At 66.9% G+C, this 14,107-nt stretch carries 13 protein-coding genes; 5 read left to right on the plus strand and 8 right to left on the minus strand.

Annotated elements, in window-relative coordinates; translation table 11 throughout:
• The first annotated feature begins 18 nt into the window (after window positions 1-18).
• From CXQ91_RS21960 to CXQ91_RS21970, 3 genes are read left to right on the plus strand one after another with little or no spacing between them, the layout of a single operon-like run.
• Entirely contained in the window at window positions 19-795 is a 777-nt protein-coding gene (locus CXQ91_RS21960) for an SDR family NAD(P)-dependent oxidoreductase (protein ID WP_104175998.1), read from the plus strand.
• Between the two features lie 32 nt (window positions 796-827).
• A complete protein-coding gene (locus tag CXQ91_RS21965; RefSeq protein ID WP_104175999.1) occupies window positions 828-2,615 on the plus strand; it encodes a dihydroxyacetone kinase family protein in 1,788 nt (595 codons plus the stop codon).
• The gene (locus CXQ91_RS21970; RefSeq protein ID WP_104176000.1) at window positions 2,612-3,103 is read left to right on the plus strand and encodes a ribose-5-phosphate isomerase; all 492 of its coding nucleotides are present in this window, start codon (window positions 2,612-2,614) and stop codon (window positions 3,101-3,103) included. Before CXQ91_RS21965 ends, CXQ91_RS21970 begins: the two co-directional genes overlap by 4 nt.
• Before the next feature lie 30 nt (window positions 3,104-3,133).
• On the opposite strand, the gene CXQ91_RS21975 is transcribed toward CXQ91_RS21970, so the two are convergent.
• The 5 genes from CXQ91_RS21975 to CXQ91_RS21995 form a co-directional block, all read right to left on the minus strand.
• Window positions 3,134-4,243 (minus strand): sulfite oxidase, encoded by a 1,110-nt coding sequence (locus CXQ91_RS21975; protein WP_104176001.1) that lies wholly within the window; start codon window positions 4,241-4,243, stop codon window positions 3,134-3,136.
• 124 nt (window positions 4,244-4,367) lie between these two features.
• On the minus strand, window positions 4,368-5,270 hold the full coding sequence (locus tag CXQ91_RS21980) for an SDR family oxidoreductase (protein WP_258074212.1): 903 nt from the start codon (window positions 5,268-5,270) through the stop codon (window positions 4,368-4,370).
• 2 nt (window positions 5,271-5,272) lie between these two features.
• A complete protein-coding gene (locus CXQ91_RS21985) occupies window positions 5,273-6,277 on the minus strand; it encodes an aldo/keto reductase family protein (RefSeq protein ID WP_104176022.1) in 1,005 nt (334 codons plus the stop codon).
• A 61-nt stretch (window positions 6,278-6,338) separates the two neighbouring features.
• Window positions 6,339-7,427: an aldo/keto reductase gene (locus tag CXQ91_RS21990; protein WP_104176002.1), complete on the minus strand. Its 1,089-nt coding sequence runs from the start codon at window positions 7,425-7,427 to the stop codon at window positions 6,339-6,341.
• Between the two features lie 168 nt (window positions 7,428-7,595).
• The gene (locus CXQ91_RS21995) at window positions 7,596-8,243 is read right to left on the minus strand and encodes a hypothetical protein (protein WP_104176003.1); all 648 of its coding nucleotides are present in this window, start codon (window positions 8,241-8,243) and stop codon (window positions 7,596-7,598) included.
• A 228-nt stretch (window positions 8,244-8,471) separates the two neighbouring features.
• On the opposite strand from CXQ91_RS21995, the gene CXQ91_RS22000 reads away from it, so the two are divergent.
• Entirely contained in the window at window positions 8,472-8,921 is a 450-nt protein-coding gene (locus CXQ91_RS22000; protein WP_258074213.1) for a YchJ family protein, read from the plus strand.
• 24 nt (window positions 8,922-8,945) lie between these two features.
• Here CXQ91_RS22000 and CXQ91_RS22005 read toward each other — a convergent pair whose 3' ends face one another.
• The 3 genes from CXQ91_RS22005 to CXQ91_RS22015 all read right to left on the minus strand — a co-directional run bounded on the left by CXQ91_RS22005 (window position 8,946) and on the right by CXQ91_RS22015 (window position 12,308).
• Entirely contained in the window at window positions 8,946-9,797 is an 852-nt protein-coding gene (locus tag CXQ91_RS22005) for a TIGR04086 family membrane protein (protein WP_104176004.1), read from the minus strand.
• A 158-nt stretch (window positions 9,798-9,955) separates the two neighbouring features.
• Window positions 9,956-11,941, minus strand: coding sequence for an acyl-CoA dehydrogenase family protein (locus tag CXQ91_RS22010; protein ID WP_104176005.1), 1,986 nt, complete (start codon window positions 11,939-11,941; stop codon window positions 9,956-9,958).
• A 64-nt stretch (window positions 11,942-12,005) separates the two neighbouring features.
• Window positions 12,006-12,308 (minus strand): hypothetical protein, encoded by a 303-nt coding sequence (locus CXQ91_RS22015; RefSeq protein ID WP_104176024.1) that lies wholly within the window; start codon window positions 12,306-12,308, stop codon window positions 12,006-12,008.
• A gap of 349 nt (window positions 12,309-12,657) precedes the next feature.
• Between CXQ91_RS22015 and CXQ91_RS22020 the strand changes: the two genes are divergently transcribed.
• Window positions 12,658-14,106 (plus strand): DUF3375 family protein, encoded by a 1,449-nt coding sequence (locus CXQ91_RS22020; RefSeq protein ID WP_104176006.1) that lies wholly within the window; start codon window positions 12,658-12,660, stop codon window positions 14,104-14,106.
• Window position 14,107 lies beyond the last annotated feature (1 nt).

Below are 14,107 nucleotides of genomic sequence, written 5' to 3' on the forward strand. Positions count from 1 at the left end.
ACCCCATCAAGGAGCATCATGACTACCACCATCCAGCGCACCGCCGTCCTCACCGGGGCCACCTCGGATCGCGGCATCGGCATCACCACCGCACGCCGCTACGCAAGCCAGGGCTGGGGAGTGGTGATCCTGGACCTCGACGGCGAGAAGTCCGCCAAGGTCGCCGCAGAAATCGGCAACGAATTCAACGTCCCGGCTTTCGGCCACGAGATCGACGTCGCCAATGAGGGCTCCGTCAACGCCGCCTACGCAGCCGTCAAGGCAGAAGTCAGCGCCGGCAATCTTCCCCCGGTGGGCGCACTGGCCAACATCGCCGGCATCACCTCCCCGGTGCCGTTCCTGGAGACCACCCTGGACTTGTGGAACAAGGTCATGGCCGTGAACTCCACCGGCACCTACCTCGTCACCAAGGCGTTCCTGCCGGACATGATCGCCAGCGGCTGGGGCCGGATCGTCAACATGTCCTCCGTTTCCGCGCAGCGCGGCGGCGGCGTGTTCGGCAAGGTCCCCTACTCCGCCGCCAAGGCCGCCATCCTGGGCTTCACGAAGGCGCTGGCCCGTGAAATCGGCGCCACCGGCGTGACCGTCAACGCGATCACCCCTGGAGCCGTGGACACCAACATCCGCGTGGGCAGCACCGAGGAGCAGGAGGCCGCCATCAACGCCGGCATTCCGCTGGGCCGGAACGCCACCACCGAGGAAATCGCCGCTGTCATCACCTTCCTGTCCTCCGAGGAATCGGCGTACCTGACCGGAACCACCATCGACATCAACGGCGGAAGCCACATCCACTAGCAGCCGTTCCCGCCGAAGGTAGAGAGCCCGCCATGACCAGAATTTTCAACGATCCCTCCGACTTCGCAGAGGAAGCCCTTGCCGGGTTCTGCGACGTCCACGCCGACCTGGTCCGCCAGGTAACCGGCGGCGCCGTGCGCTGGCGCCGCCCCGCCAAGCCCAAGGTGGCTGTCCTTGCGGGCGGCGGTTCGGGCCACTACCCGGCCTTCGCCGGCCTGATCGGCACCGGACTGGCCGACGGCGCCGTGGTGGGCAACATCTTCACGTCGCCTTCCGCGCAGCAGGCCTATGCCGTGGCCAAGGCCGCGGAGTCAGGCGCCGGAGTGGTGTTCACCTACGGCAATTACGCCGGGGATGTGCTGAATTTCGGCATGGCCAGCGAAAGGCTCGCTGCGGAGGGGATCCAGGTAGAAAACGTCCTGGTGACGGACGACGTTGCCAGCGCCCCGCCGTCGGAATCGGAGAAACGCCGCGGCATTGCGGGCGACTTCACCGTCTTCAAGATCATGGGTGCGGCGGCCGAAGCAGGTGCGGACCTGGCCGACGTCGTGCGTCTTGGCCGCAAGGCCAACAGCCTGACCCGCACCATCGGCAGCGCCTTCCACGGCTGCACCTTCCCGGGCGCCGAAAACCCGCTGTTCACCCTCAAGGACCGGCAGATGGGCCTGGGCCTGGGCATCCACGGCGAGCCCGGCCTGTTCGACACCGAACTGCCGCCCGCCAAAGAGCTGGGCCAGGAATTCGTCTCCCGGCTGCTGGCCGAGACCCCGCACGGAGCTGGCGACCGCATCGCCGTCATCCTCAACGGCCTCGGTTCCACCAAGCACGAGGAACTCTTTGTCCTCTGGCTCACCATTGCCCCGCTGCTCCGCGCCGCGGGCTACACGCTGGTGATGCCGGAAGTGGGCGAACTGGTCACCAGCCTGGACATGTCCGGTGTCTCCCTCACCATCACCTGGCTGGACGACGAACTTGAGCCGCTGTGGACCGCACCGGCCGAGACGCCGGCCTACCGCAGGGGCAACGCCGCGCTCCAGTCCGGGGAGCAGCTGGCGGAGGAAGAGTCCGACGGCGCCGCCGCACCCAATGCTTTCGAAGCAACCGAAGAGTCGCGCGGCTATGCGGCAAACTGCATGGCGGCCCTCGCTGCCGCCCGGGATTCCCTGCACGGCGCCGAAGCGCGCCTCGGGGACATGGATGCCGTGGCCGGCGACGGAGATCACGGCCGCGGAATGGTCCGCGGCATCGACGCGGCCACGGCTGCGGCGGCGGATGCCGCTGCCCGCGGCGCCGGCGCGGGAGCTGTCCTGGCAGCCGCCGGAGATGCCTGGGCGGACAAGGCCGGCGGAACCTCAGGCGTGCTGTGGGGCGCCGGGCTGAGGTCCTTCGGCGAAGCGCTCGGCAACCAGCTGGCACCGGGGCCCTCGGAACTGGCCGCCGCCGTCAGCGCATTTGCGGCAAGGATCACCGGCCTCGGCAAAGCGGAAATCGGGGACAAGACCATGGTGGACGCCCTCCTGCCCTTCGCCGAAACGTTCAGCCGGCTGCTGGCTGACGGCAGCCACCATGGTGAGCAGCGTGCTGCAACGGCGTGGGCCGAAGCGGCCGCCGTGTCCACTGCGGCGGCGGAAGCCACGGCTTCGCTGCGTCCGCTCAAGGGCCGCGCCCGGCCGCTCGCCGAAAAGAGCCTCGGCACCGCGGACCCCGGTGCCACGTCACTGGCCATGATCTTCACCGTCATGGGAGCGCACCTTACAGCGCCGGTTGCTGCCCAAGCGGCTGGGCCGGCAACCCGCCAGCCCGCAGGAACACCGTCATGACCGGGGAAGGACAGACCGTGGGCATTCGACTCATCCTGGGCGCCGATGAAGCCGGCGTGGACTACAAGGACCGGATTGCGGAGGACCTGCGCAACGATCCCCGGGTCAGCGAGATCATCGATATCGGCGTCAACCGCAGCGATGCCCCTGAGCAGTTCTCCACTCCGTACCCGTACGTGGGGATTGCCGCCGGGGAGATGATCAAAGACGGCCGTGCCGACCGGGCCATCCTGTTCTGCGGCACGGGAATCGGCGTGGCCATCGCCGCGAACAAGGTGGACGGGATCCGGGCAGCCACGGCCCACGACTCGTTCTCGGTGGAGCGTTCGGTGCTCTCCAATGACTGCCAGGTGCTCACCATGGGCCAGCGCGTTGTTGGCGTGGAACTTGCCCGCAGGCTGGCCCGGGAATGGCTCGGCTACACCTTCGACCCCTCGTCCGCCTCGGCGTCCAAGGTGAAGGTACTGACGGATTTCGAAGGCTGCTGACCCGGCTGTTTGGGGACTGGCCAGCGGCCGCTATTCGACGCTCACTTTGACGCGCTGCACCACGTTGTTGCCCATGCCCTGGTAGTTCCACGCCTGCTCCAGCGGCTGCATTGATCCGGTGGAATCGGTGGCCCGGCAGGCGAGTTCATGCTCGCCCAGGTCCGCCACCCACGGCAACGTCCAGTCGCACCACGCAAACGGACCCGCGGGATGCCCGAGATGCGCCGGCACCCACTTCCCGTCGATCCCCACCTCGACGCGAACCACGGAACCTTCGCCGGACCAGGCCCTGCCCTTGAGCATCACCGGCCCGGCGGAAAGGACCCTGCTGCGGGTGAAGAAGTCCGGGATTCCTGGCGGAACCATGAGTGACCGGACCTTGATGCGCGTGACCGGTGCACCGGCGTCGTCCGCATCCTTCTGGTAGCGATAGGCGACCGACTGCTGGAAGCCGTCATAGGCGTGGGTCACCACCTGGATGGATTCCAGCCACTTCACGCTGGCCATGCCGTACCAGCCGGGCACCACCAGCCGCAGCGGGAAGCCGTGCTGCGGGGGCAGCTCGCGGCCGTTCATCTCGTACGCGAGCACGACGTCGGGACGCATCGCCTCCTTGATCGGCAGGCTGCGCCCGTACTTTTGCCGGACGCCGCCCTGGATGCCGTCGTCGGCGCCCGTGAACACCACTTCGACCGCGTCTTCATCTACCCCCGCCTGGGCCAGCAGGTATGCCAGCGGAACACCGGTCCACACCGCGGTTCCCACGCCTTCGAGCCGCCACGGCTGGCTTAGCGGGCGCGGCCGGAGGAGCGACCGGCCGTTGCCGGCGCATTCAAGGGTGACGGGAATGCTGATGGCGGGGTCCCGACGGAGCGCCCGGAGGTTGATTTCGACGGCCCGTTGCACGGCGCCGCCGATCCGCAAATGCCAGGCATTGGCGTCAACAAACGGGATGTCGAAATGCGTCAGGACGTAGTGCAGCCCCGGTGGCGTGACGTCCTCCCGCAGGGCCTCCAGCGGCATTGAATGGTTCCTGACCGCAAGCTGCAGTTCCTCTGCAGTGAGCGGGCCGTTCGTGGGTTCTCCGGTATGCGCCGCGGGTTTTTCGGTCTGGCGGCGCCGGGAAATCTGCTTCGTCATGGCACTGCGTTTCTGGGTAGGGCCGGATTCTGGATGGTGCGGATGCTGTGGCGGGCATAGCCCGTGTTCACAGGTCTACGCCGCCTCCGCGGGTGCGTCAAGGCCAGTCTCCGGTCCTTCGCAGCTAGAGGTGGTGCGCCTCCTTGAGGAAGTCCGCCAACCCCAGGGGCTCCCTGCCCGTGAGGACATGAACGTCCGACGTCGGGCCCGAAAGTTCGCCGTTGGCGATGGCCGTGTAGGTACTGACCCAGGCATCCACTTGCCATCCGGGGGCGCCGTACGGCGCCCGCGACGCGTACGCTTCCTCCACGGTTTCATTGCGGTAGCTGATGGTTCGGCCGGTGCCTTCCGTGAGCAGTTCCGCGGCCCGCTGCAGGGAGATATCCTCCGGCCCAGTCAGATCGTAGGTGCGGCCCACGTGCAGCGCCGGGTCACGCAGCACCGCCGCGGCGCACCGGGCAATGTCCGCGCGGGCCACGGCCGCCATCACGCCGTCGCCCGCCGGGCCGCGGATGACGCCGTCTTCTCCGGTGAGCAGGGGCAGGAAGTCGAGGTAGAAGTTGTCCCGCAGGATCGTGTGGTCCAGGCCGGCGGCTTTGATCCGCTCCTCGGTGGCGTAGTGATCCCGGCCCAGTGTGAACGTGCAGTCAGCGGACGCTCCGAAAAAGGAGGTATAGACTACGTGCCGCACCCCGGCCGCGGCTGCTGCGTCCACGAACGCGAAATGAGTCCGGAGCCTGTCCTCGGCTTCGGAGGCCGACACCATGAAGAGGGTTTTCACACCCTCGAGCGAGGACCTCGCCAGCACCGGGTCCGCGTAGGCGGAGACCACCGGAACGGCGCCCGGAAGGTCAGGGGCCCGCGCGGCGTCGCGCACCAGCAGCCGCTGCGGCTGCCCGGCGCCGGCGAGGACCCTGGCCACGAGTCCGCCGAGCTGCCCGGTGGAGCCGGTGACGGCCAGCTCCGGCAGTGATCCGCCTGACCCGGTGCCCGTTCCTATGCCTGTGGTGGTTCCCGTGTCCGCCACGGCTAGGCCTCGCGGGACGCGGGCGACTTGGTCTGGGCCGGGTCGCGTTCGGCCAGCGACCCGATGACGTCGTCGATCTTGACCATGATGGCCTCGTCCAACTTCACGCCGGCGGCCGCCACGTTGCCGGCAATCTGCTCGGGACGGGACGCGCCCATGATGGCCGAGGCGACGTTCTTGTTCTGCAGCACCCATGCAATGCTCAGCTGGGCCATGGTGAGCCCGGCTTCCGCTGCTATCGGCTTGAGCCGCTGGACTCCGCTGAGCACTTCATCGGACATCCAGCGTTCGATCATCCTGGCGCCGCCCTTGGAGTCCGTGGCGCGGCTTCCCTCCGGTGCCGGCTTGCCGGGCCGGTACTTGCCGCTCAGCACGCCCTGGGCGATGGGGGACCATACAATCTGGGACAGGCCCAGTTCTTCGGACGTCGGGATGACCTCGGCTTCGATGACCCGCCAGAGCATGGAGTACTGCGGCTGGTTGGAGATCAGCTGGAATCCAAGGTCCTTGGCCAGGGCATGGCCGTCCCTGATCTGGTCGGCTGTCCATTCGCTGACGCCGATGTACAGCGCCTTTCCTTGCCGGACGATGTCCGCGAACGCCTGCATGGTCTCTTCCAGCGGCGTCTCATAGTCATAGCGGTGCGCCTGGTACAGGTCCACATAGTCAGTTTGGAGGCGCGTCAGGGAACCGTTGATGGACTCCATGATGTGCTTGCGGGACAGCCCCACGTCGTTGTGGCCCTTGGGCCCGGTGGGCCCGAACACCTTGGTGAAGATCTCCAGGGACTGGCGGCGCTCGTCCTTCAACGCTTCGCCCAGCACCGTCTCAGCTGCCGTGTTGGCGTAGACATCGGCGGTGTCGAAGGTGCTGATGCCTGCGTCCAGCGCTGCCCGCACGCATTGGGTGGCTACATCGTTCTCCACCTGGGAGCCGTGCGTGAGCCAGTTGCCGAAGGTGATTTCGGAGATCTTGAAGCCGCTGTTGCCGAGGTATCTGAATTCCATGGGTTTCACCGTAGCCCAATTGGTTGCTCGGGGTAAGGGTTTTCCGGCGGCTGCCTTCGGCTTACCGCCTACGCAGTTCGGCGTACTCGAGGGAGGGGACCACGGCGCCGGCGTCCCGCTCCACGAAGTTGGTTCCGGGCGGCACCAGCTCGTCAATGGAATCCAGCACGGTTTCGTCCAGCACCGTGTCCGCGGCCCTCAGGTAGGCCTGCAGATGTTCCTCGCTCCGGGGACCCACAATCACGCTGCTGACAGCCGGGTGGTTCAGTGCGAAACCGACCGACAGGTCCACGAGCGGCAGTTCCAGCTTGTCCGCCAGCCGGGCCAGGGAATCCGCGGCAAGCAGCTTGCGCTCGCTCGCCGGGCCGGAGATGTCGTACCGCCCAGGAAGGGAGTGGACCCGCGTGGGCGGTCTGCCGGCGTCCAGCACAAAGCTTCCGGACAGCCAGCCGCCGGCCAGCGGACCGTAGGCCAGCACGCCCAGACCGTACTGCTGGGCAATCGGCAGGACATCGCGTTCATTGCCGCGGACCAGCATCGAATACGGAACCTGGTTCGCCACGGGCGGGATGAGATGGTTCGTGGTGGCCAACCACTGGGCCTCCACCAGCTGCGCCGGAGTGAACACGGACGTTCCGTAGTAGAGGATCTTGCCTTGGCGGATGAGGTCGTTCAGGGCCGTGATGGTCTCCAGGACGTCCGTGTTGTAGTCCGGACGGTGCGCCTGGAAGAGGTCGATCCTGTCCGTCTGCAGCCGGCGGAGGCTGCCCTCCACTGCCTGCATGATCCACCGCCTCGAGTTGCCGGAATGCGCGGGGTTGGCGCTCATCTGGCCGTGGAATTTGGTGGCGATGAACACGTCGTCGCGGCGGCCCCTCAGGGCGCGCCCCACTACCTGCTCGCTCTGTCCCTGCGAGTAGACGTCCGCGGTGTCCACTGCGGTGATGCCGGCGTCCAGTGCCGCGTTGATGATGCGGATGCTTTCCTCCGCACCCGTGGGCGCATAGCCCTGGGCGGCGCCGTGCGCTGCGGCAGCGTTTGCTGCGGACGAGCCGGCCGGCGCGCCTTCGCCGAAATTCATGGTGCCCAAAGTGAGCGGGCTGATCAGCGTTCCGCTGCGCCCGAACACCCGTAGCTGGTTGAGGCTCATCCCGGTTTTCCTCACGTTTGACTCCCACGCTGATTGCTGTGGATCGTCACGAGGCTATACAAAATCAGCCGTGCGCAGGCCGTTCGCGAAGCACTTCTTAGCTTTCCGTAGTCCGGGGTAACGCAGGAGCTGCCAATGACGGTTTGTGAACGGGTTCCTGGCAGCCAATCAGCCGGCGCGGCGCTGTTCCACCGGCAATGTGCCCCGCAAAGCGGCAGGGTGGCCGGCCAGCGAGACCAGGGACCCGGTATCCAGCATGGCCAAAGGACCAGGTCCGGGAGGCTTCTCAAATGAACGCGGGATGGCCCTGACGGTGGCGTGCTGGTCCGTGGCGGACTCCACGAGGGGAGCCACGGCCCTGACTTCCTCGACCGGGGCGTCCGGGCTGGGAAGATCGCGGACCGTGACTTTCACTTCGGGCGCCGCTGCAGCCCTGGCCCTGGCGGCCGCCCGAGCATCGGCCCGGGCAACGGCTGCCGCCCAGTCTTCGGACAGTGCAGGCGCTTCCCTGCGCGCGGCGCGTTTCTGCGCCGCTTCTTCCCTTGCGGTGCGCAGCTTGGCCCGGAGGGAGGAGGGCGCCCAGGACGTCTTCAGGTTGAACGTCCGGCGTGGGACGCGGGCAGGGTTTTCAGTTCCGGCTGTTTTGCCGGGGCGGCGGCCAAACAAGGCCATAACCGCGACCCCGACCAGCCGGCCGAGGCCGGCAATCAGAAGGGTGGCCACAAAAACCAGGAAGAGGCCGATGAACATGACGAACGCCACACCCAGCGTGCCGAAAAATGTCAGGTTCAGGGCAATGGTGTTGGGATCTTCCATTTACCTCTCCTCAGGGCCTGCTGCGCCCGTGTGCCGGCAGTAATCCGCCGACAATAGGCACCCCTTAACAATACGGACTTTTGCGGTGCAACACGCCCGCATTACAGGTCCGCGGCCGGGTTGTGTCGAACCTGTTATCCGATATGACACAGCCGTTTCCGTCTGGCCTGCGCATATAGTCGGAAGCAGCCAAGTTGGCGCCCACCGACAGCCCCGAAAGGACGCTCCGTGCCCCAGCAGACCGAGCCTGAAAACCCGCGCCCGGGAGGCCGCGAAGAAACCAGGGACAGCAGTTCCCCTGCGTTCAGCGGGAACTGTCCGTGCCTGTCCGGTGAGCAGTACGCGGACTGCTGCGGCCGGTTCCACCGCGGTGACGAGGCCCCGACGGCGGAACAGCTGATGCGCTCCCGGTACAGCGCCTTTGTGGTGCGGGATGTCGCCTACCTGTTCCGTACCTGGCACCCGGACACCCGGCCGGCGGAGCTCGAGCTGGACCCGGCCATGGAGTGGCGCCGGCTGGACATTGTTTCCACCAGCCGCGGCGGTCCCTTGGACTCGGAAGGGACGGTGGAGTTCAAAGCCCATTTCCGGCACGATGGCGAGCGGGGAGTCCACCACGAAAAGAGCCGGTTCCTGCGCGTGGACCGGCGCTGGTACTACCTCGACGAGGCCTCCTAGCGTTCCGCTGTGGCAGCCCCGGTTTTAGCGTTCCGAGTCAGCTTCCACCGGGGTGAATCCGGCACGGTCCACCTTGCGGTGGAAGCGCATACCGGCCATGCCGCCCACCACTGCGCCGACCAGGGCGACTGCGGCCACCACGACGGCGGCAATGATGCCTGTGGTGGTCAGCTGCCCTTCATTAACGGGAATGCGCGGGAAGCTGTTCAGGTTGGCCAGGATGTTGAAGCGTTCTCCGGCGATCATGGCCAGCAGGGCGATGATCACTGCGAAGATCACGGCCCAGACCCACACCATGAATCCCTGCTTCGCACCGCTGAATCGTGCCATGCGGCCGGCAACGTAACCGCCGCAGTAGTACGCCACGAAGAGGATGACCAGCAGCACGATGACTCCCGTCAGGCCCACGGTCTGGTCGGAGGAGGCCTGATTGACGGCCTCGTTCACGTCGGTGCTGGTGGCAAGCCCAACGGCCGTTCCGGCCGCAGCGACCAGTGCGGTTAACAACACGGCCGTGCCCGTAGCAGCCAGCCAGCCAAAGAAGGCGGAGCCGATCTTGATGCCGCCGAACTGCTCCTTCTCGCGGGCCACTACGGTCTCGCGGGTCGCGGCATTCGGGTCCGCAAGCGCAGCGGACTCGGCGGTGGGCGTCACCGCATAGGCGCGGGTGTCGTCGTCGTCCGTTCCGGCGTCGTATTTCCGGCTGGCCCGCGGTGCGTCAGTAGGGCTGCGCCGGCCCTCCAACCTGTCTTCGACATTCCTGTTTTCAACGTTCCCGGTGCCGACCTCACGGCCGGCGCCGTCCACGCGGTTGGCGTCCTCGCCACGGGCGGCGCGGCGCGACTGTCTGTCTTCGGGCCCTACTGTGCTGCTCATCAGGCGTTCTCGCTTTCATCGATTGAACCGGACCCAGCGGTTGGGCCGGCCACCGCTATGCGGAGACCTGCATGATGGTCTCTTCTCCACCTAACCACGGCGCAACGGCGGCAGCAAGGATGCTTAGCATCGGCGGCGGGGCGAAAAACCCCTATGAATCAGCGGTATTTGCGGTGCAGGTCCTCCTTCGCGGTGGCCCGGGGGGCTGCGTCGGCGATCCATGGTCCGGTGCCTTCGGACTGGTCCAGCACCCCCGCCTCCAGCCACGTGTAGTCCCCGGCGAGGACCTTTTCCGTGAGTCCGCGGTCGGCGTCGTCCGTATTCCGCCACAGCTGGTCGAAGTACTCGTCAACGCGGACCCTCGCCTGCTCGCAGTAGGCCTCGGCGAGTTCGTAGGCGGTGGCGGCCCGCTCAGGGTTCGTGTGGAGCATTCCTTCGGCTCGCGAGCAGCAGGCCGCCATGGCGAACAGCTCGGCGCCGATATCCACGATCCGTCCCAGGAATGCCTGCTTGTGCTCCAGTCCGGCCTGCCACCGGCCCATCCCGTAAAACGTCTGCCGGGCAAGCCGCCGCGAGGACCGCTCCACGAACCGCAGCTGCTTGGCGAGCCTGCCGAACTCCGAGTAGGACCGCGGGTCCATGCCTGCGCCCGCCACAAGCTTGGGCAGCCACTTAGCGTAGAAACCTGAAGCGCCGACGGCGGCCCTGGCCTTATCGGACAGGCTGGCATCCGCGGAGGCAAGGTCCCCGGCGGCAGCGAGGTGCGCATCCACGGCCTCGCGGGCAATCAGGAGCCTCATGATTTCCGAGGAGCCCTCGAAGATCCGGTTGATCCGGAGGTCCCGGAGCTGCTGTTCGGCCGGTACGGCCCTCTCACCGCGGGCCTCCAGCGAATCGGCCGTCTCGAAACCGCGCCCACCACGGATCTGCACCAGTTCGTCCGCGATCCGGCAACTGATCTCCGTGGACCAGAGTTTGGCCAACGCGGCCTCGATCCGGACGTCCTTCTGGCCGGCGTCGGCCATTTCGGCGGACAGCTCGAACACGGCGTCCAGTGCGAAGGCGCTTGCGGCGATGAATGCGATTTTCTTGCCCACGGCCTCATGCTTCCCCACGGGCCGCCCCCACTGCGTGCGTGCGTTTGACCATTCGCGGGCGATCTTCAGGCTCCACCGGCCGGATGCCACGCAGAGGGCGGGGATGGACAGCCGTCCCGTGTTGAGGGTGGTGAGCGCGATCTTCAGGCCCTGGCCTTCGCGGCCGAGCCGGTTGGCCGCCGGAACCCGCACCTGGTGGAAGCGGGTCACGCCGTTCTCAATGCCGCGCAGCCCCATAAAGGCGTTGCGGTTTTCCACCGTGATGCCGGGGGAGTCCATTTCCACCACGAACGCGCTGATGCCGCCCTTGTGGACGGTTCCGTCGGAATCCGTGTGCCCCGGAACCAGGGCCATCACCACCACCAGTTCGGCGATCACGCCGTTGGTGGTCCAGAGTTTCACACCGTCCAGGATGTAGGCGTCGCCGTCGTCCGTGGGAACGGCGGTGCTGCCCATCCGGGCGGGGTCGCTGCCGACGTCGGGCTCGGTCAGCAGGAACGCCGTGATGGCGCCGGCGGCGCAGCGGGGCAGGTACTCCCGCTTCTGTTCCGGAGTGCCGAACACCTTAACCGGCTCCGGGACGCCGATGGACTGGTGGGCGGACAGCAGCGCCCCGAGGCTCGGGTGCACCGAACCCAGAAGGGCCAGCGCCCGGCCGTAGTAGACGAGGGAAAGGCCCAGGCCGCCGTATTCGCGGGGGATCTTCATGCCGAAGACGCCCAGGTCGGCCAGTCCGGCAAGGTATTCATCCGGGATTAAGGCGTTCCGCTCGATCAAGCGGCCGGACATGGTCCGGCAGTAGGCAGTGAGACGGGCCATGAACTCCTCGCCGCGTTCCACATCCTCGGTTCTGGCTTCGGGCCAGGGGTGTATCAGCGAGAGGTCGAAGTTCCCCAGATACAAACCCTTGGCGAAGCTAGGCCTGTCCCAGGCGGTTTCCCGGGCGGCCTCCGTGATGGCCCGGGCATCGGCCTCGGTGGCGCCGGGACCGATCTTTTCCGGGGCTACGGGAACATCGGCGGCGGGACTGTCAGTGGCAGAGCTCACGGGGCATCTCCTCTAACCGGGGTGGCCGGTTCGAGCCCTGGGTCCGCCTGGGGTGGGGAACCCTTCAGCTGTCCCTCAATGCTACCCGCGGGTAAGTTCCCGTGCTAGGGGCTGGCTGCCCCTGAAAGTCGCCGGGGAGTTCCACGGTGGAGGCGTGGTGCACCAGGCGGTCCCAAAGATGGTTGATGCCGTGGACCAGTCCCAGCAGGGTGCCGGCTATGACGAACCACGCAAAGCGGCCCACCCCCACCATCACCATTGCCACGAAAGCGGCCGACATCATGAAACCCACGATCAGCAGGCCAAACACGAGCGTTCCGATGAACACGAAAGTGCCTGTCTCTACTGCGCTGAGATCGAACTGCATGGTTTCCCCCTGCGTCATTGCCTGGTTGGATCAAGTAGCACGAGCGTAGGGTGCGCCGCGTCCGTCAACCAGAGTCCGACGCCGTGGCGGGGGCCGTTGATACGGGATCGCAATGCTACCGGTCCGTAGGTCACGGTGCGGTCACTGAAACCCCACCAGTAACACCCGTAACAGGGCTTCGACGGCGGGGCGTCGCCGCGGGGAGGGCATGGGCGCCAACCGCGGCGGGTGCCTGCGGCCGGGCCGGGCCAACCGGACCAGCCCCACGGGCTACTGCGTTAACCTTGTAGTTGGCAGTTTTCGGGTTTTCCGCTGCCCAACGAGTTCCGAGGCACCTGAAGGAGAGTGTGTGTCCCGATCCGCCCCGTCCTCCGCGGACGCGATCAGTGCCCGGCTCCGGGACCTCGAACTCCTCACCAAAGGGCCGGCCTGGGCGCTCACCCGGTCCGCGCCGTGGGTTATCGCCGTCCTGCAGGCATCCTTTACCCGCGCCCGTCCGCAGCTTCCGCTGGAAGAATTCCACGCCGACGTCGACGCCTTCCTTGAGCAGCTCCGCCGGCAGGACCCGGGACTGGGTGGCGCCGCCAACGGAAAGTCCTTCGGCGACGAATGGACCCGCAAGAGTTTCCTGACCCGCCGCAACCAGTCGGGGCAGATCGTCTACGAAGTCACCGAGCCCGCGGCCCGCGTCCTTGCCTTCCTCGATAGCCTCTCCAGCGAACGCTCCACCCTGAACGGATCCCGGCTGGGGACGCTGCTGGGCGATGTCGAAAAGCTCGCCAATGAGACCAATCCGGACCAGACCGCGCGGCTGGAGTCCCTCGAGGACGAGATCGAGGAACGGCAGCAGCTCATCGAGGACATCAGTTCCGGCGACTTCGACGGGCTCCTGGACGACGACGAGGCCGTGGAGGCCGCCGGAAACATCCTGGACCTCGCGGCCAGCCTCCCGGCGGACTACAAGAAAATGCGTGACCGGATCGAGGAACTGGTGGGCGAACTCCGCAACCAGATCATCGAGGAGTCCCTCAGCAAGGGCGCCACCATGGCGCAGGTTCTGGAGGCGGACAAACGGCTCCGGCAAAGCCCCGAGGGCAGGACGTTCCGTTCATTCACGGCGTTCCTGGAGGACCCCCAGCAGCAGCTGCGGTTCCGTTCCGCGATCGGCGAGGTGCTCAGCCGCCAGTTCGCGGACGACCTCAGCCACGAGGACCGCGAAACCCTCAAGAACCTGGTGGCCGAACTCCGCACCCAGCACAGCCAGATCCAGCGGATCTACGGCAAGCTCAGCGAAAGCCTCAACACCTACGTCCAGAGTGACGATTTCCGCCAGTCCGTGAGACTCCGCAAGGTGCTCCGCGAGGCTGAACAGGCCATCCGCTCCCTGCCCTACGAGCGGGAACGCCCGGGCCTGGTGCCGGGCCCGGTGCTCTTCAATGCCGGCTTCGAGTCCCTGTCCATGGTCAAGCTCTTCGACCCCGACGAGTTCGCGGCGCCGCCCAAGCTCGCCGACCCCATCGCCTTCAGCGACTCCGACCGCGTGCGCTCGCCGCGCACGGGGAAGGCCAAGCCGGCGGCCATCCGCGCCGCGCTCGCCGGAGCCGCCTCCCTGCCGGAGGCATGGGAGCAGCTTCCGCCGGAGGAACGCCACATCAACTCCATCCGCGCGCTGCTGTCCCACGCACTGCACGACGGCGCCGGCTTCGACCGCGCCGGCTGGGACGCCATCGACTTCGAACAGATAGACGGAACCACCCGCAAGGCATTCCTGCCGGTGGTCACCCTCAAGAAGGATTGAC

This window comes from Arthrobacter sp. Y81, from assembly GCF_002929335.1.
Classification (GTDB): Bacteria; Actinomycetota; Actinomycetes; order Actinomycetales; family Micrococcaceae; genus Arthrobacter.

Coding starts and splice junctions, on each gene's coding strand:
- CXQ91_RS21960 (WP_104175998.1), top strand. CDS start 19: ATGACTACCACCATCCAGCGCACCGCCGTCCTCACCGGGGCCACCTCG.
- CXQ91_RS21970 (WP_104176000.1), top strand. CDS start 2,612: ATGACCGGGGAAGGACAGACCGTGGGCATTCGACTCATCCTGGGCGCC.
- CXQ91_RS21985 (WP_104176022.1), bottom strand. CDS start 6,277: ATGGAATTCAGATACCTCGGCAACAGCGGCTTCAAGATCTCCGAAATC.
- CXQ91_RS21995 (WP_104176003.1), bottom strand. CDS start 8,243: ATGGAAGATCCCAACACCATTGCCCTGAACCTGACATTTTTCGGCACG.
- CXQ91_RS21990 (WP_104176002.1), bottom strand. CDS start 7,427: ATGAGCCTCAACCAGCTACGGGTGTTCGGGCGCAGCGGAACGCTGATC.
- CXQ91_RS21975 (WP_104176001.1), bottom strand. CDS start 4,243: ATGACGAAGCAGATTTCCCGGCGCCGCCAGACCGAAAAACCCGCGGCG.
- CXQ91_RS22015 (WP_104176024.1), bottom strand. CDS start 12,308: ATGCAGTTCGATCTCAGCGCAGTAGAGACAGGCACTTTCGTGTTCATC.
- CXQ91_RS21965 (WP_104175999.1), top strand. CDS start 828: ATGACCAGAATTTTCAACGATCCCTCCGACTTCGCAGAGGAAGCCCTT.
- CXQ91_RS22005 (WP_104176004.1), bottom strand. CDS start 9,797: ATGAGCAGCACAGTAGGGCCCGAAGACAGACAGTCGCGCCGCGCCGCC.